This is a genomic window from Aminobacter aganoensis, assembly GCF_014206975.1.
GTDB lineage: Bacteria > Pseudomonadota > Alphaproteobacteria > Rhizobiales > Rhizobiaceae > Aminobacter > Aminobacter aganoensis.
Genome location: NZ_JACHOU010000025.1, coordinates 20548 through 39163 on the forward strand (window position 1 = coordinate 20548; position 18616 = coordinate 39163).

General features: G+C 61.0%; 18 protein-coding genes. 12 read left to right on the plus strand and 6 right to left on the minus strand.

Annotation, left to right across the window (positions count from 1 at the left end; translation table 11 throughout):
* Positions 1-257: 257 nt before the first annotated feature.
* From GGR00_RS26025 to GGR00_RS26040, 3 genes are all read right to left on the minus strand, one after another.
* Positions 258-1679 carry a dihydrolipoyl dehydrogenase gene (locus tag GGR00_RS26025; protein ID WP_184702234.1) on the minus strand — a complete coding sequence of 474 codons (1422 nt, stop codon included), beginning with the start codon at positions 1677-1679 and terminating at the stop codon, positions 258-260.
* Between the two features lie 121 nt (positions 1680-1800).
* Positions 1801-3180 (minus strand): FAD-dependent oxidoreductase, encoded by a 1380-nt coding sequence (locus tag GGR00_RS26035; RefSeq protein ID WP_343065647.1) that lies wholly within the window; start codon positions 3178-3180, stop codon positions 1801-1803.
* Positions 3181-3183: 3 nt separating this feature from the next.
* The gene (locus GGR00_RS26040) at positions 3184-3756 is read right to left on the minus strand and encodes an NADPH-dependent FMN reductase (RefSeq protein ID WP_184702236.1); all 573 of its coding nucleotides are present in this window, start codon (positions 3754-3756) and stop codon (positions 3184-3186) included.
* A 296-nt stretch (positions 3757-4052) separates the two neighbouring features.
* Here GGR00_RS26040 and GGR00_RS28395 point away from each other — a divergent pair, with 296 nt between their 5' ends.
* The 10 genes from GGR00_RS28395 (at position 4053) to GGR00_RS26085 (ending at position 13735) form a co-directional block, all read left to right on the plus strand.
* Positions 4053-4280 carry an SDR family NAD(P)-dependent oxidoreductase gene (locus tag GGR00_RS28395; RefSeq protein ID WP_343065648.1) on the plus strand — a complete coding sequence of 76 codons (228 nt, stop codon included), beginning with the start codon at positions 4053-4055 and terminating at the stop codon, positions 4278-4280.
* Entirely contained in the window at positions 4258-4500 is a 243-nt protein-coding gene (locus GGR00_RS28400) for a hypothetical protein (protein ID WP_246441648.1), read from the plus strand. The genes GGR00_RS28395 and GGR00_RS28400 overlap by 23 nt, the downstream gene beginning before the upstream one ends.
* Before the next feature lie 47 nt (positions 4501-4547).
* Complete coding sequence (locus tag GGR00_RS26050) at positions 4548-6056, plus strand: catalase (protein WP_184702238.1); 1509 nt, start codon at positions 4548-4550, stop codon at positions 6054-6056.
* 258 nt (positions 6057-6314) lie between these two features.
* Complete coding sequence (locus GGR00_RS26055; protein ID WP_184702240.1) at positions 6315-7049, plus strand: AI-2E family transporter; 735 nt, start codon at positions 6315-6317, stop codon at positions 7047-7049.
* Between the two features lie 548 nt (positions 7050-7597).
* Entirely contained in the window at positions 7598-8797 is a 1200-nt protein-coding gene (locus GGR00_RS26060; RefSeq protein WP_175556740.1) for a Mu transposase C-terminal domain-containing protein, read from the plus strand.
* Complete coding sequence (locus GGR00_RS26065; RefSeq protein WP_091523759.1) at positions 8794-9672, plus strand: TniB family NTP-binding protein; 879 nt, start codon at positions 8794-8796, stop codon at positions 9670-9672. The genes GGR00_RS26060 and GGR00_RS26065 overlap by 4 nt, the downstream gene beginning before the upstream one ends.
* 119 nt (positions 9673-9791) lie before the next feature.
* A complete protein-coding gene (locus GGR00_RS26070; RefSeq protein WP_343065649.1) occupies positions 9792-10760 on the plus strand; it encodes an ABC transporter permease in 969 nt (322 codons plus the stop codon).
* Position 10761: 1 nt separating this feature from the next.
* Entirely contained in the window at positions 10762-11454 is a 693-nt protein-coding gene (locus GGR00_RS26075) for an ABC transporter ATP-binding protein (protein WP_009450594.1), read from the plus strand.
* Positions 11455-11468: 14 nt separating this feature from the next.
* On the plus strand, positions 11469-11846 hold the full coding sequence (locus tag GGR00_RS26080) for a hypothetical protein (protein WP_160787801.1): 378 nt from the start codon (positions 11469-11471) through the stop codon (positions 11844-11846).
* 119 nt (positions 11847-11965) lie between these two features.
* On the plus strand, positions 11966-13735 hold the full coding sequence (locus tag GGR00_RS26085) for an acetate/propionate family kinase (protein WP_184702244.1): 1770 nt from the start codon (positions 11966-11968) through the stop codon (positions 13733-13735).
* 29 nt (positions 13736-13764) lie between these two features.
* Here GGR00_RS26085 and GGR00_RS26090 read toward each other — a convergent pair whose 3' ends face one another.
* On the minus strand, positions 13765-16152 hold the full coding sequence (locus GGR00_RS26090; protein WP_246441650.1) for a phosphoketolase family protein: 2388 nt from the start codon (positions 16150-16152) through the stop codon (positions 13765-13767).
* 321 nt (positions 16153-16473) lie between these two features.
* Here GGR00_RS26090 and GGR00_RS26095 point away from each other — a divergent pair, with 321 nt between their 5' ends.
* Positions 16474-16767, plus strand: a complete 294-nt coding sequence (locus GGR00_RS26095) for a c-type cytochrome (protein WP_184702299.1) — start codon at positions 16474-16476, stop codon at positions 16765-16767.
* A 151-nt stretch (positions 16768-16918) separates the two neighbouring features.
* The gene (locus GGR00_RS26100; protein ID WP_184702248.1) at positions 16919-17677 is read left to right on the plus strand and encodes a universal stress protein; all 759 of its coding nucleotides are present in this window, start codon (positions 16919-16921) and stop codon (positions 17675-17677) included.
* Between the two features lie 88 nt (positions 17678-17765).
* Here GGR00_RS26100 and GGR00_RS26105 read toward each other — a convergent pair whose 3' ends face one another.
* On the minus strand, positions 17766-18461 hold the full coding sequence (locus GGR00_RS26105) for a VIT1/CCC1 transporter family protein (RefSeq protein WP_184702250.1): 696 nt from the start codon (positions 18459-18461) through the stop codon (positions 17766-17768).
* Entirely contained in the window at positions 18458-18607 is a 150-nt protein-coding gene (locus tag GGR00_RS26110; RefSeq protein ID WP_184702252.1) for an osmotically inducible protein OsmC, read from the minus strand. Before GGR00_RS26110 ends, GGR00_RS26105 begins: the two co-directional genes overlap by 4 nt.
* Positions 18608-18616 lie beyond the last annotated feature (9 nt).

Sequence of the window (18616 nt, forward strand, 5' to 3'; positions counted from 1 at the left end):
TCTCTTATCAGTGTAAGCGACAAGCCCCGGATAGACCACTCTTGTAATCAACTCGCCGCATCTGAGGTTTTTTATCGTGACCCGCAGGGGAGAAAACGTCGACAACCGGGCGCTGTGACCGGACGCCCCTCAATGCGGGTGCCTTTCATCTGCTTTCTGCCGTCGCAACCGGCATCGCTCTCGGCGACCGTCAGACAGCGATTCCGTACCGCGCTGCCCACCCCCGATAGAACGACCGTCGACTCTATTCGTTCCCGTTATTCCAGTGCCTCGGCGCCCATCGGCCCGCAGCCGGCAAGATCGGATATGCTGCATGGCGGCAGTTCGCGCGCGACCATGCGCAGCGCGGTGCGCAGGCCCTCTTCCAGCGTCGGATGGTAGAACGGCATGCGAAGCAGATCGTGAACCGTCAGCTTCCGGCCGATCGCCAACGCAAGAAGATGGCCCATATGCTCGGCCGCAGGCGCAACCATCTCGGCTGCCAGCAGGCGTCCATCCTCACGCGCGGCATAAACCCGAAGCAGCCCGTGGTTTTCCAGCATCGTGCGCGCCCGCCCCTGGGCGGCGAAGTTCACCTCGCCGACGAGGGTCGTCGCCGACTCCAGGTCGCTCGCTCTTTGACCGACTGCGACGATTTGCGGATCGGAAAACACGATACTCAGCGGGGTGCGCCGGGAAAGACGGATCGGGTTTTCGCTGGTGGCGTTGAGCCCGGCGATGTGGCCATCATCGGCCCCTTCATGCAGCAGCGGCCTTTGCCCGTTGGCGTCACCGGCAAGCAGGACCGACGTGTCGCCGATCCGCATCGTGTAGGGATCGACGTCCGGCATGCCCTTTTCGTCGAGTGGCACGCCCAGTGTCTCGAGCCCCAGCCCTTTCAGGTTTGGCCGCCGGCCAACGGCAGCGATGACCTTGTCGACGACGACGCTGCCGCCATCCCAGCGCATCTCGATCCCGCCATCGGCTTGCGCAAGCTCGACCTGCGCCTCAAGATGAATGGCAAATTCCTGCCCGAGCAGGTCTTTCGCAACCTGCGCGATCTTCTCGTCCGAGATGCCGGCAATCCGGTCACCGCCATCGAAGCCGTGGACCTCGATCCCGAGCCGCGCCAGCGCCTGTGCGATCTCGACGCCGAGCACGCCGAGGCCGACCACCCCTATCCGGCGGGGCAGGTCCTGCTGCTCGAAAAGCGTGTCTGAGGTGATGATCCTGTCGCCGAACGCGCGCCATGGCTCCGGCACGATTGGGCTTGAACCGGGCGCCAGCACGATCTGCCTGGCTTCGACGATCCAGTCATCCACGATCAGCCGGTTCGGGCCGACGAGGCGCGCGTGCGCGGCTATGTTGCGCGGACCCAAATTCTCCGTCGCCTTCAGAACGCCGGAAACGAAGTGATCCCGCAGCACCCGCACGCGATGAACAATGGCCGGAATGTCGGCTGCAAGCGCATCTGCGCCACGGATTCCAAATTCGTCGAGCTTCGTCCTCGCATGGAAGGCGTTAGCTGCGGCGATGAGCGCCTTGGACGGCATGCAGCCGACGCGGGCGCAGGTCGTGCCATAGTGCCCGGCATTGATGAGGACGAAGTTCTCCGTACGCTTGCGAACCTCGCGCAACGCGGCAAGCCCGGCGGTACCCGCGCCGACAATGGCTACATCCACCCGTTCGATATCACTCATTGCGGCCAACCTCTATCTCAATGCTTACTGGCTTTGGGATCCGAGCCATCTGCGTGGTTTGGCAAGGTGGCCGTCGCTCAGCGTGCCTTCACCGCGCCTGCGATGACCTGCTCAATCCTTGCTATCTGCGTTGCGGGCTCCACCACCTTCGGCCTCGGGAACCTTCAATAGTCTCTCGATGCGTTGAGCTGAGGCGAGCACATCGTCGAACGCTGGCGCAGCACCGAAGATCATCGCTGTCGTGTTGACATAGTCCGCCCCGAGTGCCTCGCACCATGCCCGTGATCGGCTCGATGGCAAAGCTTCCCGGCAACGCCGAGGCGAGGTCGTAGTCCGGACGGTCGAAGAACATCCGGGCGTGCCGAACGCAGTCGGTGCCCAAGTCGAGATCAGCGATCGCAATTTGCCCGACCTCGGACTGGAGAAGGCAATGCAGTTCATAATAGTGCCGCGAGACGCGCTGGCCTTCCTGGCGCAGAACGCCCCGCCGCTCATACCAACGACGCAGACCGTACGCGATGACGATTTTGTCCCAAAAGGTCCGCGTTGCTCCGGCGCACTCGCCAATGGCCCAGACGTCCCTTGCAGTCGTCTCCAGGCGCTCGTTCACTTGAATGTAACCGCGATCCGTCAGCGCAACGCCTGCCTCTTCGAGGCCGATACCTCGCGTGTTGGGCGTGCGGCCGGCCGCGACCAGCATGTCCGTGCCCTCGATCACTTTCGAGCCGTCCGACGTTCGAATGGTGGCGCGCACGCTTCCGGCTGACCGCCCCTCCACCTTCTCGATTTCGGCCGACAAAAGCACCTCTATGCCTTCCGCCTCCAGAATCCGTCGGATTTCGTCGGAAACATCCTCATCCTCGCGCTTCAGCAGCCGTGGCCCACGGTCCACAATGGTGACGCGGCTGCCGAAACGTCGGTAGGCCTGTGCGAGTTCAAGGCCGACATGGCCCCCGCCGAGAACGATCAGATGTGCCGGCAACCGGTCCAGTTCGAGCGCTTCGATATGGGTGAGCGGTTTGGCTTCGGCCAGACCGGGGACGGGCGGAATGGTTGCATGTGTTCCAAGATTGAGAAACAGCTTTTCAGCGACGAGCAGCCGCGTCCCGCCGTCGTTGAGTGCAACTTCAATCGTTTCTGGTCCGATGACGCGGGCGTTGCCCATGATGAGTTCCGCGCCCGTCGCCTCATAGCGTTCGAGATGAAACGCAACGAGACTTTCGACCATGGCGCGCTTGCGCGCCACAACCGTCTTCATGTCGACCGAGACGGGGCCGGTCGCAACGCCATACGCACCGGCATGGGCAACGGCGTGAGCGACGCCAGCGCTCCAGATTTCATTCTTGCTGGGCAGGCAGTTGATATTGGGACATGAGCCGCCGATCCAGCGCCGCTCGATGACGGCAACCTTCCGGCCGGCTTGCGCCATATGCCAGGCGAGGTATTTGCCGCCGTCGCCACTGCCTATGACGACGGCATCGTATCGTTCCGCCGTGGGCACTGCCTATGCGTCCTTGGGAAGTACAGAGCGAACCCTCGCGATGAATGTGTGGAACTCGGCCATGAAGTTGCGCAGGAATTCGGCCGTGCTGTCATTGGTGACCTCACCATCATCGGTGATGAGGCCCGGTGTGAACTGGATGTATGCCTCCGGAGCGTTCATCTGCGGCGAGTTGCAGAAGCTGAGTACGCTGCGCAGGCTCTGCTGGGCGACGGCCGTGCCGATCGCGCCCGGCGACGTGCCAATGACCGCCGAGGGCTTGCGCGTGAAGGCGTTGGTGCCGTAGGGGCGGCTGGCCCAGTCAATGGCGTTTTTCAATCCGCCTGGTATCGAGCGATTATACTCTGGCGTGACGAACAGCACGGCATCCACGGCGGTGATGGCGGCCTTAAAACTTCGGGCTACCGGCGGGTAGTCAGCGTCATAATCGTAGCTGTAAAGCGGCAAGTCCTTGAAGGTAATCTCCGACATTGCAAGCTCCGGCGGCACCAACCGCACGAGTGCGTTGGCCAGCTTTCTGTTGATTGATCCGGCGGCGAGACTTCCAATAAAGTAGCCTACTTTATGTGTAGTCATGACGTGCTCCTTGTAAGAAGGGTATGCATGGTGTCCGGCGATGATCCCGTCTGCTGTGGGTTTTCTGCGCTCCTGCAAATCCGCCCCGCGTGCTCGCGTGCCATGGTCGGGGACTGCTCTCGGAAGTTTGCCGGTCGATCTGCCCGCCCTCCTGGTACGGAGGAAACGGACCGGCACCGAGATATGATCCTTGTGCTGTCAGTTTCGCCAGAAAGAGCATACACTTTTTCCAAGGGGGTGCCTAATGTCGAAGGAGATCCTTATTCGGTTGAGCGACAATGTCATGTTGGTGACTGGTGCTGAGACTGGCAAAGGAAGGTGCTGACCTCGCTCTGGCCGATGTCAAGGCCGACAAGCTTGAATCCGTCCGCAAGGAAGTGGAAGCTTTCGGGTGCAAGGCGACCACCGTCGTCGCAGATGTGAGTAAGCGCGATGAAGTCTACGCCGCCATCGACCATGCCGAAAAAGAACTCGGCCGATCGTCCACGTACGCCAGAAGACATGGACCTGATCTTCCGCATTAATGTCGACGGCGTGCTCTGGGGTATCCAGGCGGCCGCCAAGAAATTCAAGGACCGCGGGCAAAAGGGCAAGACCATCAACGCGTGCGCGATCGCAGTCGGCGTACTGCTTCGGCGCCTTCAACGAGCGGCCGCCTCCGTTAGAAGGCCGCGTCTGGCGATGCCATTTTCGCATGGGCGATGGTTTGTTCACTGGACTGGCAAGGCAGATTCGCCCATATGAATTGCGAGCCATTGTGGTTAGATTTGTTGGATTTTGCAGGAGTTACCATGTCTAAGCAACAAGACGCCCGCAGCAATCGAACTCACGGATCGACCACTGGTGCTGGTGCTCCAGCGCCCAGCGACCGTAACTCGCTGACCGTCGGTCCGGACGGCCCCATCCTGCTTCATGACGTGCATTTCCTTGAGCAGATGGCGCATTTCAACCGCGAGAAGGTGCCGGAGCGGCAGCCCCACGCCAAGGGCGCCGGTGCGTTCGGCGTGTTCGAGACCACCGAGGACGTATCGGCCTATACGCGCGCGGCGCTGTTCCAGAAGGGCGCCTCGACTGAGATGCTGGCGCGCTTCTCCACCGTCGCCGGCGAGATGGGCAGCCCCGACACCTGGCGCGACGTGCGCGGCTTCTCGCTGAAATTCTACACGTCCGAGGGCAATTACGATCTGGTCGGCAACAACACGCCGATCTTCTTCGTGCGCGATCCGATGAAGTTCCCGCACTTCATCCGCAGTCAGAAGCGGCTCCCCGATTCCGGCCTGCGCGACAATCACATGCAGTGGGACTTCTGGACCAACAATCCCGAAAGCGCGCATCAGGTGACCTATCTGATGGGTGAACGCGGGCTGCCGCGCACCTGGCGCAACATGAACGGCTATGGTTCCCACACCTATATGTGGATCAATGCCAAGGGCGAGAAATTCTGGGTCAAATATCACTTCCATACCCAGCAGGGCATGGAGTTCTTCAGCAATGAAGAGGCCGCGACCATGGCCGGCGCCGATGCGGACTTCCACCGCCGCGACCTGTTCGACGCCATCGAGCGCGGCGAGCATCCGAGCTGGGTCCTGTCGGTGCAGGTCATGCCCTATGCCGAGGCCAAGACCTACCGGATCAACCCGTTCGACCTGACCAAGACCTGGCCGCACAAGGATTATCCGCTGATCAGGGTTGGCAAGATGACGCTCAACCGCAATCCGGAAAACTTCTTCGCCCAGATCGAGCAGGCGGCGTTTTCGCCCGGCAACACCGTGCCCGGCATCGGGCTGTCGCCGGACAAGATGCTGCTCGGCCGCGCCTTCGCCTATAATGACGCACAGCGCAACCGCATCGGCACCAACTTCCATCAATTGCCGGTCAACCAGCCCAAGGTGCCGGTGAACACCTACATGTTCGACGGCCAGATGGCATACCATCACAGCGGCAACGCGCCGGTCTACGCGCCGAACAGCGGTGACCGCAGCTGGGCCGACGAAACAGGCCCGGTAGCCGAGAGCTGGGAGACCGATGGCGAAATGGTACGCAGCGCCTATACGCTGCGCAGCAATGACGACGATTTCGGCCAGCCGGGCATCCTGGTGCGCGAGGTGTTCAACGACGAGCAGCGCGCCGCGCTCGTGGACCAGGTCGCCGGCAGCCTGCTTGGCGGCGTGCGCGAACCGGTCCTGAGACGTGCCTTCCAGTACTGGAAGAGCGTCGATGCCGACGTCGGACAGCGGATCGAGCAGAGGGTGCGCGAAGGGAGTGCATCCAAGCCGGCCGAGGGCATGGGCGAAGGCTAGACTTCCAGATGCCTGCGTAGATCTAGGGTGTCGCGCGTTTGCCGTCGCCCCTGAACAGCCGCAAGTACGGCCGCGAAAAAGTGCGGGTGTTCATCTTCCATGGGGCCTCCCCCGACGCTGTCTTCAATCGGGCTGGTAGGAGATCATCTTCGATGCACCCCCACACAGGCTTGACGCCACGCCGTAGGCTTCTTGCCGGTTTGCGGATATATGTCTGGGGATGCTCCCGGCCCTGAGCGGGGATCCTGGAGGATCTGGATGCGTACAATAGAGGACCAAGCCTTTCTGTGGCTCCTCGTAGCGACGTCGCTGGCGTTCGGATTGATCGTATGGCCCTATTTCGGTGCGATCCTCTGGGGCGTGGTGGCGGCGATCGTCTTTGCGCCGCTTTACCGCAGCTTGCTGAGAATGACCGGTAAGCGCGCCGGCCTTTCCGCGATGATCACCCTCGGAGTCGTCTTCCTTCTGGTCATCGTGCCCCTGATGCTGGTTGCGTCCTCCTTGGTGATCGAAGCGACCAATCTCTACAACAACATCCAGTCGGGGCGACTGGATCTGGACCAGTATCTCAGGAGCGTCGGAGATATGCTACCCGACTGGGTCAAGGGATTGCTCGAACGCTTCGATATGTCGAACTTTGAAGCCGTTCGCGAGCGACTATCCCAGTTGTTTAGCCAGTTTCTCCAGTTGCTAGCTTCCTACGCGGTCACAGTTGGGCAGAGCACGATCGGCTTCGTCGTCGCGCTCGGCGTGATGCTCTATCTGACGTTTTTTCTGCTTAGGGACGGCTCCAGCCTGACGCGCCGGATCAAGGACGCGATCCCTTTGCGCCCCTCACAGCGGGATGCGCTGATCGAGAAATTTGCGGTCGTCGTTAGAGCCACCGTAAAAGGCTCTGTGTTGGTGGCGGCGCTGCAAGGCTTTCTCGGTGGCCTGATCTTCTGGCTGCTCGGCGTCAGCGCCCCGGTGCTGTGGGTGTCGATTTATGTTTGAAACTGGGACTCACGCAGTGAGTGATTTCAATTGCTTGTGTGAGATTGAAGTGTAACACCTTACGCTTCAAATGAGACTCCAGCGGGCATACGTTACACTCAAAATGAGATTGATCGACCGGTCGATCGACCGTAGTCTCGCGTATGATCTCACCCCCAGATTACCCTGAACACGATGATTGCCCGGAGGAATTCCTTCGATATCTTCTCCGCCGTACAGGCGGTGAGGTCACTGCTGAGGTCGTCGCGGCAGCACGTGAAAAATTTGGCATCCCGCGATCAACGCTGTTTCGGCTCGCTGCACGGTTCAGAAAGACGCAACGCACATCCAGTCTCTGCCCCAGAAAACGCGGCACACAAGCAGGTGCTGTCAGGCTGGACCCGAGAACCGAGCGTGTCATTGCCGAGCAAGTGGATGGCTTCTGGCTTAAAAAAGAAAAACCAAGCTTTGCTGCACTCTTGCGGCGTATTGGGCAAGTCTGCCTAACGGAAGGTCTGTCCCCTCCTCACCGGAGCACCGTCCAGCGTAGAGTGTCGGAACTTATTCCTATGGCAGCGGCCCGCAAACGGGGGGAACGCGAGATTGAAGCCGCCTCGACGCCAAGCCCTGGTCAGTTCAATGTGGCAAAGCCGAACGCCCTTTGGCAGATCGATCATACCATCGTCGACGTCATAGTTGTCGACGAACAGTTTCGTAAACCCATCGGTCGACCAGTTCTGACGATCGCCATCGACGTTTGCACGAGAATGGTCGCGGGGTTCCATTTATCATTGGAAGCCCCATCGAGTACGTCAGTCGGCCTATGCCTTCTGCATTCCGTATACGACAAGACTGCCTGGCTGGATGAGCGAGGAATTGACATCCCCTGGCCTGTCGCCGGATTGCCCGAGGTTCTTCATTGCGACAACGGGGCAGATTTCAGGTCACGAGCGCTGGCCGATGCTTGCAGGGAGTACGGCATGAAACTCCTGTTCAGGCCGCCGGCCACACCCCGGTTCGGCGGACATATCGAACGGTTGATCGGCACAATGATGGGGGCAGTGCATCTGCTACCCGGCACAACTTTCAGCAATGTGAAGATTAGAGGCGGCTACGATTCAGAGGGTCGCGCGAATCTTACATTGCGCGAGTTGGAAAAATGGATCGCGCTGGAGATCGTCGGCAAATATCACCAGCGGATACATACCTCGCTGTTGCGCCCTCCCCTGGCGGTCTGGCGCGAACGGCAAGGTGAAGTCGACTTCAACCTGCCATCTGATCGAATGGCATTCTGGACCAGCTTCCTGCCTGGCGAACGGCGGCGCCTGCTGAAAGACGGCATCCATCTGGAAAAGATCCGGTACTGGTCTGATGCATTATCACGCGATGTCGGTCGTGGCGGCGAACTCGAGATCAAATATGACCCACGAGACCTGTCCCGAATATTCGTTCGCCAATCAGATGGCCGATTTATTGAAGCACGGTACCGCAATCTCGCATTCCCACCTGTTTCCTGGTGGGAGTGGAAGCACGCCAAGAAGGCCCTTCGAGACCAGGGACGGTTTGAATTGCATGAGGACGTTATATTTGCGGCTATCGCACAACAGAGACAGATCGAGGATATCGCAGCATCCTCAAGCGCAAAAGCACGCCGGAATGTTACAAGAAGACCAACTGAACCGAGCCGTGAAGGACACAGTACCGTTCAATCTATCGATTTGACAAAACATAATCATTCTGACGACGACACGGAATATTGGGACCAATGATTGAACTCCCTCACCTGGCACCCGGCGCTGCCGCACTGGCAAATGGACCAAACCATACAAGGATTCGTGCCATTCGGTCCGATCGATGGGTCGGCTTTGATCGCGCTCGTCGGGTATTGCGGCATCTTGATGCGTTATGCGATCATCCGCCAACAACACGCCCACCCGGCCTCGCTATTTATGGTCATAGCGGCATGGGCAAGACCATGCTCGTGGAGAAGTTCAAGCGCGATCATCCGCCCACCATCAACCACAGCACCGGCGTGGAGAGCATGCCGGTGCTGGCAATTACATTGACGTCGCGCCCAACAGAGCGCCGGATATATGGGCAGTTGCTGATGGCAATGGGAGCCAGCATCAACGAACGCCTGACCCTCATGGAACTTGAGATCAGAACCGTCCTCCTGCTGAAAAGCAACAATGTGCGCGTTCTGGTGTTTGACGAGGTTCATAACCTTCTCGCTGGGACTCCGAGGGAACAGCGCGTGATCCTGCAGCTTCTGCGATATCTGAGTAACGAGATCAAAGCCTCGCTTGTCTGCCTTGGCGTGTCGGAAGCGCGAGACGCTATTGCCGGCGACACCCAACTGGCCCGACGGCTGGATCAGTTCGTACTGCCCAGGTGGAAGGCAGATGAGGAGTTCCAGGAATTGGTAACCGCGATCCTGCGCAGCCTGCCGCTCAGACTTCCATCGGGTCTATCGAGCCAAAGCCTTCGCCATCTTTCTCGCCTCGGTGACGGCATCACGGCTCGGGTGTTCGAGATATTAAACGAACTTGCAATCGAGGCGATCAAGGACGGTATCGAGCGCATCACCGATGAAAGCATTGGATGTTGGAGGCCTGCCCTGGAAAAGGAAGCAGCGTTCGCATAGCCGCCAGACGTTACACTCCAATTGAGACTCCCCTGCCCTGAGTCTCAATTGGAGTGTAACTTTCTCGCGCAGAGTGCCAGAGCCCCAGATTGAAGTGTAAATCGACAGCAGATGTCTGGGTGGTCGAGAGCGGCACCATGGGGCCGTTCGCTGAAGCCTCGAACATCCCGCTGACCACGCGCGATGCCGTGGCGCGGATGCCCGGCGTGGCCGAAGCCGGCGCGATCAATTTCCAGAACATCGAGGCTGCCCATGCCGGTGCTTCGCTGCGGCTCTACGTCATCGGCTATGAACCAGAACATCCCGGCGGCCCGCAGCGCATCGCCGAGGGGCGCGGCATCGGCACAAGCCATTTCGAACTGGTGGCAGACCGCAAGACAGGCCTTCTGACCGGCGAGACGATCCGTCTCGGACGCAACCGCTTCGTCGTGGTCGGGCTGGTCGAGGGGGCGATGAACGCGGGCGGTGATCCGGCGGTCTATGTGACGCTTTCCGATGCGATGGCGCTCCAGACCGAACTCGACCCGGCCGCCCAGCGGGTACAGGCCGCGCGTGGGGTCGTTTCCGTCAAGTCCGCATCCGTCGCCGCCGTCATTGCTCGCATGGCGCCCGGCGCCGACGTCGATCTGCTCGCCGCAACGGTGCGGCAGTGGAAGCATCTGGCAGCTCTGACGCAGGCCGAGCAGGAAGAAATCCTTCTGTCCTCGGTGGTGGATCTGGCGCGCCGCCAGATCGGCCTGTTCCTCGGCATCCTGCTCAGCGTTTCAGCGGTGGTGATCGCGCTCATCATCTACACGATGACCATGGAGAAGCTGAAACAGATCGCCACGCTGAAGCTGATCGGCGCCCCCGACCGCACCATCGTCGCGCTGATCGTGCAGCAGGCGCTGATCCTCGGCGCTTCGGGCTGGGGGATCGGCCTGGTGCTAATCCTGACCGTGAAAGACTATTTTCCCCGCCGGGTGGTGCTGGAGCCGTTCAACGCTATGGTTCTTGCCGGGATCATCTTCGCCGTCTGCATCGCCGCCTCGGGTCTTGGCGTACGGGCGGCAATGAAGGTCGATCCGGCCACGGCTCTGGGGAGCTGACATGACGGACGGCGAAATCCTGATCGACGTGAAGGGTGTGGCCAAGCATTTTGGGGACGGCGAAACCCGTGTCGATGCGCTGCGCGACGTCGACCTTCAGGTTCGCGCCGGCGAGGTGATCGCTCTTCTTGGCCCCTCCGGCTCGGGCAAGACCACGCTGCTCAACGTCATCGGCTGCATCCTGGCGCCATCGGCGGGCAAGGTGACGCTGGACGGCGAGACGGTGTTCGACGGGCAATGGCTGCGGCGCGACCTGAGGAGGCTCAGGCTCGACAAGATCGGCTTCATCTTCCAGACCCATAACCTTTTGCCTTTCCTGACTGCGGAGGAGAACGTCGCCGTGGTCCTCGACCTCGCCGGCTGGTCGGTTGAGAAGGGTCGCGCGCGTGCCGGCGATCTGCTCGGTTATCTCGAGGTCGACCACCGCGCCGCGGCCAAGCCAGCGCTCCTGTCGGGTGGCGAGGCGCAGCGAGTGGCCATTGCGCGGGCGCTGGCCAACCGTCCCCGCATCATCCTGGCCGACGAACCGACCGCCGCGCTCGACGGCAAGCGGGCCGGACTGGTGATGGACCTTCTGCGCAAGCTTGCCGTCGAGCAGGAAGCCTGCATCGTCACCGTCACCCATGACGAGAAGATTTTTGACCGTTTCGACCGCCTGGTCCACCTGCGCGACGGCAGGCTGGCCGACGCGTGACACCGGAGGACACCATGACCGCAAGGCCACTTTCCCATTCTATCACCGCAGTTGTGGCGATCGTGTTTGGCCTGGCTACCGTCATTTCGGGCGGCCGCGCGCTCTTCGGCGGCGCTGATATGGGAGCGGTGGTTCCCTTCGTGCTGTGGTTCAATTTCGTGGCGGGCTTCGCCTATCTGCTGGCAGGGATCGGACTATGGCGCGGCACGGCCTGGGCGCCTGCCCTGTCCATCGGTATCGCGGCGGCAACGGCCGTGGTCTTCGTTTTCTTCCTTTGGCACGTCTGGCGCGGCGGGGCCTACGAGAGCCGCACGATGGCCGCGATGGTCCTGCGGCTCGGCATCTGGGTTGCCATTTCGACAGTTGCGGTAAAGATCCGATGGCCACGATAGTGGTGCGCGACGACTGTGCTGGCGAGTCGACAGGCATTCGCTACGTCCAGTATCGCGATATGGCGAAGTTGGATCGAACTAACCTTTGGCAAACCTAACCACTAAATGACAGGGCAACTATGCAGGTACTTGTTTTTAACGCCGGCAGTTCCAGCCTCAAGTTCGGCATCTTCAGCGTGACGACTGAAACACACGAAGTGTTCAAGGGTTCTTATGAGCGCTTTCGGGCCGGAGGATGCGAATGCCGTTTTCGGCATGGAGAAACCGACGAGCGGGGTGCGGTCGAATTCGATAGTCCCAGCGAAGCGCTGAAAGGGGTTCCGGCCGCGCTGAAGCGTTTCGGGCTCGACGCAATCGACGCTGTCGGGCACAGGATCGTCCATGGCGGCGCAAGGTTTACCTCGCCGACACTGTTAGACGACGAGACAGTCGAGGCCATCGAAGCCCTGACACCGCTGGCTCCTTTGCACAACCCGGCGAACTTGGAAGCAGTCAGGCTCTGCCGCGGCCTATGGCCGGACATAAGCCAAGTGGCCGTGTTCGACACGGCCTTCCACCTCGGCAACCCAGCCTTCGCAAACACCTATGCGGTGCCGGCAAGGTGGCGGGATGCCGGTCTGCGCCGCTACGGGTTTCATGGTACCTCTCACAAATATGTGGCCGAGAGGGCGGCCCAAGAGATCGGCCGGCCGTTTTCCGACCTCCAACTGGTGAGCATTCATCTCGGCAACGGCGCCAGCATCTGCGCCGTCAACCGCGGGCACAGCATGGACAGTTCGATGGGCATGACGCCGCTCGAGGGGCTGGTGATGGGTACCCGCTCCGGTGACGTGGACCCAGGCGCGTTTGGCTTTCTGTCGCGCGAACTTCAGCTTTCGGTGCAGGAGATCGAGGATGCGCTCTATTACGAGAGCGGGCTGAAGGGGCTGGCAGGCTCGTCCGACATGCGCGACATTGAAGACAGGGCGGCTAAGGGCGACCCCGAGGCCCAACTCGCGATCGAGATCTACGCATACCGCGCCAAAAAGTATGTCGGGGCTTATGCTGCAGCGATGGGAGGACTGGACGCGATCGTCTTCACCGGCGGCATCGGCGAGAACTCTCCCTCCATGCGCCGGCGCATCTGCGACGGGCTGGACTTCATGGGTTTGCAGCTTGACCACGACCGCAACATGGCCGTGAACCTGTCAGACCGCGCGGCGCCGCAGATCCAGGCTTACGGTTCGCGTGTCCGCGTCTTCGTGACTGAGACCGCTGAGCAGCTCATGATCGCCCGCGAGACGGCGGCGGCGCTCGCTGCCGGAAAGTCCGGTGACGGGCTACGCCTGCCCATCGCGGTCTCGGCCAGGCACGTCCACCTCGCGCGCGAAGCGGTCGATGCCCTGTTCGGCAAGGGCTACGTACTCGACCAGGCGACGCCCTTGCGGCAGCCCGGCCACTGGGCCGCAAAAGAACGGGTCACGCTCGTCGGTCCTAAGGGCAGGCTCGAACGTATCGCGATCCTCGGACCGCTGCGCCAACGCACGCAGATCGAAGTTTCCCGCACCGACAGCTTCGCGCTCGGTATCGACGTGCCGGTGCGGGACAGCGGCAGGCTTGAAGCTACGCCGCAGGTCACGATCGAGGGGCCTGCCGGAAGCTTCACCACCGACGGCCTCATCATCGCGGCAAGGCACGTCCATACCAATCCCGCCGATGCTGCTCGACTGGGGATCGAGGACGGCGAATATGTCGACGTGCGCGTCAACGACGAAGATCGCACGCTGACCTTCGGCCGGACTCTGGTACGGGTGGGCAAGGACACCTTCACGGAAGTGCACATCGACACCGATGAGGCCAACGCTGCAGGGATCGAAGTGGCTGCAGCGGGCGAACTGGTACAGGTTTGACGCAACGGAGTGGCTGTCGCCAGACGCCATCAATCTCCCGCATAGGCGGCAGTCTTATAGGGCCAGCTCCATTCCCGGATCTCAGGCATGTCCTCACCGTATTGCCGGACATACGACGCGTGCTCGGCCAGCGCTTGCTCGCACCGCTCGACCACTCGTTCGCCGCCCATGCCAGGATTCGGCAGCCGCCTGACCGCGGCCATGACCAGATGGAAGCGGTCGAGCTCGTTCATGACTGCCATGTCGAAGGGGGTAGTGGTCGTGCCTTCTTCCTGGAACCCGTGGACGTGGAAATTGTCGTGGTTGGTCCGCTTATAGGTCAGGCGGTGAATGAGGTACGGATAGCCGTGATAGGCGAAGATCACGGGCCTGTCCTTTGTGAAGAGAGCGTCGAATTCATCGTCGGTGAACCCGTGCGGGTGGGTGGTGTGAGATTGCAGCGTCATCAGGTCGACGACATTGACAATCCTGATCCGGAGATCGGGTAGCTCGCGGCGCAGCAGATCGACGGCGGCGAGAATTTCCAGTGTCGGCACGTCGCCGCAGCAGGCCATTACCACATCGGGCTCCTCGCCAGCCGGGCATGTGGAAGCCCATTCCCAAATCCCGGCGCCCGCCTCGCAATGGCGTTCCGCCTGCTCGGCGGTGAGCCATTGCGGCTGAGGCTGCTTGCCGGCCGTGATCACGTTGATCCGGTTCCAGGTTCTCAGGCAGTGGTCGGTAACCCAGAGCAGGGTGTTGGCATCCGGAGGAAAATAGAGGCGGACGGTGTCGGCCTTCTTGTTGGCGACGAAGTCGGCGAAGCCCGGATCCTGGTGGCTGAAGCCATTGTGGTCCTGGCGCCAGACATGCGAGGTCAGAAGATAGTTAAGCGACGCGATCGGCTTGCGCCACGGCAACTCGGCGGAGACCTTGAGCCATTTGGCATGCTGATTGACCATAGAATCCACGATGTGGATGAAGGCCTCGTAACAGGAGAATAGGCCATGCCGCCCGGTCAGCAGGTAACCCTCCAGCCACCCTTGGCAAAGATGCTCCGACAGAACCTCCATCACCCGGCCCTCGCGCGCGAGGTGCACGTCGTAGGGCTCGATCGTCTCCATCCAGACCCGATCCGTGACCTCGAAGACTGCATCGAGCCTGTTCGAGGCGGTCTCGTCCGGTCCCATCAGACGGAAATTCCTCGCCTCCGCATTGAGGCTTATCACCTCGCGCAGATAGACGCCCATGAAGCGGGTCGTCTCGACGATCGTCTCCCCGGGCCGACGGACATCGACGGCGAGGTTCTTCCACTCCGGCAGGATGAGGTCCTTCTTCAACACTCCACCATTGGCATGCGGCAGCGCTCCCATGCGCTTGTCACCATCGGGAGCAAGTGTAGCGAGTTCCGGCAGGAGGCGACCGTCGCCATTGAACAGTTCCTCCGGCCGATAACTGCGCAGCCAGTCCTCGAGGATCTGGCGGTGGTCGACATCGCCTCGGGCGTTGGACACCGGAACCTGGTGCGACCGCCAGAAGTCCTCGACCTTCTTGCCGTCGACCTCCTTAGGCCCAGTCCATCCCTTCGGGCTGCGCAGGACGATCATGGGCCAGCGCGGCCGCTCGCCTGACCAGCCTTCTGTCCGCGCCCCGTCTTGAATCGCGCGGATGCAATCCATGCACTCATCAAGCGCCTCGGCCATCGCCCTATGCATGGGTGCCGGATCACGGCCCTCGACGAAGATGGGATCATAGCCATAGCCGATGAACAGGCTGCGGAGCTCGTCATCGTCCATGCGTGCCAGCAGCGTGGGATTGGCGATCTTGTAGCCGTTGAGGTGGAGGATCGGCAGGACCGCGCCGTCCACCTTTGGGTTGAGGAACTTGTTGGAGTGCCAGGCTGCCGCCAGCGGTCCCGTCTCCGCCTCCCCGTCGCCGACGACACAGGCCACGATGAGGTCGGGGTTGTCGAAAGCGGCGCCGAAGGCATGGACAAGCGCGTAGCCGAGTTCGCCGCCTTCGTGGATCGAACCCGGCGTCTCTGGGGCGACGTGGCTGGGTATACCGCCAGGAAACGAGAACTGGCGGAACAGTTTTCGCAATCCGGCCTCGTCCTGCGTGATCTCCGGATAAATCTCGCTGTAGGAGCCCTCAAGATAGATGTTCGCCACCATCGCCGGTCCGCCGTGGCCGGGCCCGCAGATGTAGAGGACGTCCATATCCCGCTCCTTGATGACGCGGTTCAGGTGCACATAGACGAAATTCAAGCCAGGTGTCGTTCCCCAGTGGCCGAGAAGGCGTGGCTTAACGTGTTCGGCCGCAAGAGGCTCTCGAAGTAGGGGATTGTCCATCAGGTAGATTTGGCCGACAGATACGTAGTTGGCGGCTCGCCAGTAGCGATCAATTAGACCGAGTTGGGTGTCACTGACGTCTGCCATCCTGAAGTCACTCCGCGCTCGCATTCCGACCAGTGATTAGGCCAACGCTTCCCGACCCGAAGGTAAGCTTTGTCCCACGTTCATCTTGCTGGGTACGTCCGTCGACCTCCTATACGCTGCGTATCGATCACTTGGACAACAGCTCAAGGACGTGCGACGTCTGAGATATAGCTGAGATTTCTCCGAGCGTTGATCGAAATCAACACAGGAAGCTTATCAAGGTGATTGTCAATGAACAGGTAGCATTCTTTCGTGCTACGAGACTGAAATCACGATCAGGGAGCTGGGTCAGTGTCCGAAAGGTTGCTCAAAATAGTCGGAATGGCAAGTCTTGTCGGTCTTGTCGCGACGTCGGCCGGGGCGGACAACATTGCCGAGGGAAAGGCGCTGGTGGAACTCAACTGCGCGCGCTGCCATGCCATGGATCGAACCAGCGAGAGCAGTCATTCCGACGCCCCACCATTCAGGACGCTTTCGCAGCGCTACCCCATTGATGCGCTCGAGGAAGCATTTGCCGAAGGCATCTCCACGGGGCATCCCGACATGCCCGAATTCGTTGCAACACCGGAACAGATCCAGGCTATCCTTGCCTATATCAGCAGCCTCGGCGACTGAAGCTCGGCCGCCCAGGCCTCAATGCAGGAGCGATAGCGCTGCAAAACGATAGAACTGGAAGGACATGGCCTTGGAATCATGCCGTCTGCGAAGCCTCCTTGTTGGCGTAGATGCGGATAGCTCCGCGTCAGCTCCGGCGTTGACCCGTGCAATGGACATGGCCTTGGCTTACCGATCGACGCTCACGGTCTACGTGTTCGCTCCAGACTTGCTGCAGCCATTCCCGCTGACGCTTGGCTCCTCCTCGATCTGGATTGAACAAGAGGAGGACAGGATCGAACAGGCCTCTGAAGAGGCCGCGCGGTCGGTTCGCCAGCTTGCAGCTGAAAAGGACGTGGCTGTGGCGCTTGAACATGCCCACTCGCCCTTCGAAGGGCGCTACCAGCGCTTCATCGCATTGGCACGTGTTCATGATCTGACAATCCTTCCGGCGACCGAGCCATCGCGCTCGTGGGCCCGTCCGGCGATCGAGCACGCGATCTTCGACACTGGCCGACCCGTGCTTGTAACCCAGAAGGAGCGTCGGCCAATAGCAGCCAAGGTGGCCATCGCCTGGGACGGGAGTGCAAGAGCCGCGCGCGCGGTTCGTGACAGCATCGACTTGTTGATGATGGCCGATCAGGTCAGCATCGCGACGGTTCTGGACACCAAGGGATCGGAGGGACTGCAATCAGCCGATGAGCTAGGCAACTATCTCAGGCTCTACGGCATTGAGCCCAAAATCGCGGTGGTCGCGAACCCGCCGGGCGACGACGAGGGCGAGCCGATACGCTCGTTTCTTGCCAGCGAGCAGATGGAACTTCTGGTCATGGGAGCATTCGTGCATTCGCGTCTGCGTCAAATTGTATGGGGCGGGATGACCCGCTCGATACTCGAAAACTGTCCCGTTCCTGTGATGATGTCCTATTAGGTCGGAATCGGTTCAAGCTAATCGTTCAACTGACTAGCGCTCGCGATCAAAGGTCAGTTGTTGGTCCGATGCCCGCCGCCAGCATCGCTCACACGGCCTGACCGACCAGCGCGCCGATTCCTGCGGTGAGCCCCATCGCCAATGCCCCCCAGAAAGTGACCCGCCATGTGGCCCGCATGACGTTGGCCCCGCCCGCCTTTGCGCCGATCGCTCCCAAAAGCGCCAGGAACAGCAGTGAGGCGGCTGAAACCGCCCAGACCAGCGAAGCGGCCGGCGCCAGAATTACCATGGCCAGCGGCATAGCCGCGCCGACGGCGAAAGTTGCTGCCGACGTCAATGCCGCCTGGGCCGGACGTGCCGTTGTCGTCTCGGAGATTCCAAGCTCATCTTGGGCGTGAGCGGCGAGCGCGTCCTTCGCCATCAGTTGTTCCGCGACTTGGTGTGCAAGTTCATCCGACAAGCCGCGCTGGACGTAGATCTGCGCGAGTTCCTTCTTCTCGAATTCAGGCTGTGTTTCCAGCTCCAGCCGTTCCCGAGCGAGGTCGGCATGCTCGGTGTCCGACTGCGAACTCACCGACACATACTCGCCTGCCGCCATCGACATTGATCCGGCGACCAGCCCGGCGATTCCCGCGACCAGGATCTCCGAAGTCCCCTGTGCCGCGGCGGCAACGCCGACGATGAGGCTCGCCGTGGAAACTATGCCGTCATTTGCGCCGAGCACGGCAGCCCGCAACCATCCGATCCGCGAGACGAGATGCTTCTCTGTGTGCACCCTGCTCATGCGAGCGATACCAGGATCAGTTCTTCAGGGTTGAAGGCATCAGTTTGACCAGCGGGATCCGTTTCAAGGTGGATCTGCGCGGTCTTTGCCCCTGCGATAGACCCGTGGGCATTCACCCGGCGGGGTTCGACCTTGTATTCGAGCATCACTCAACC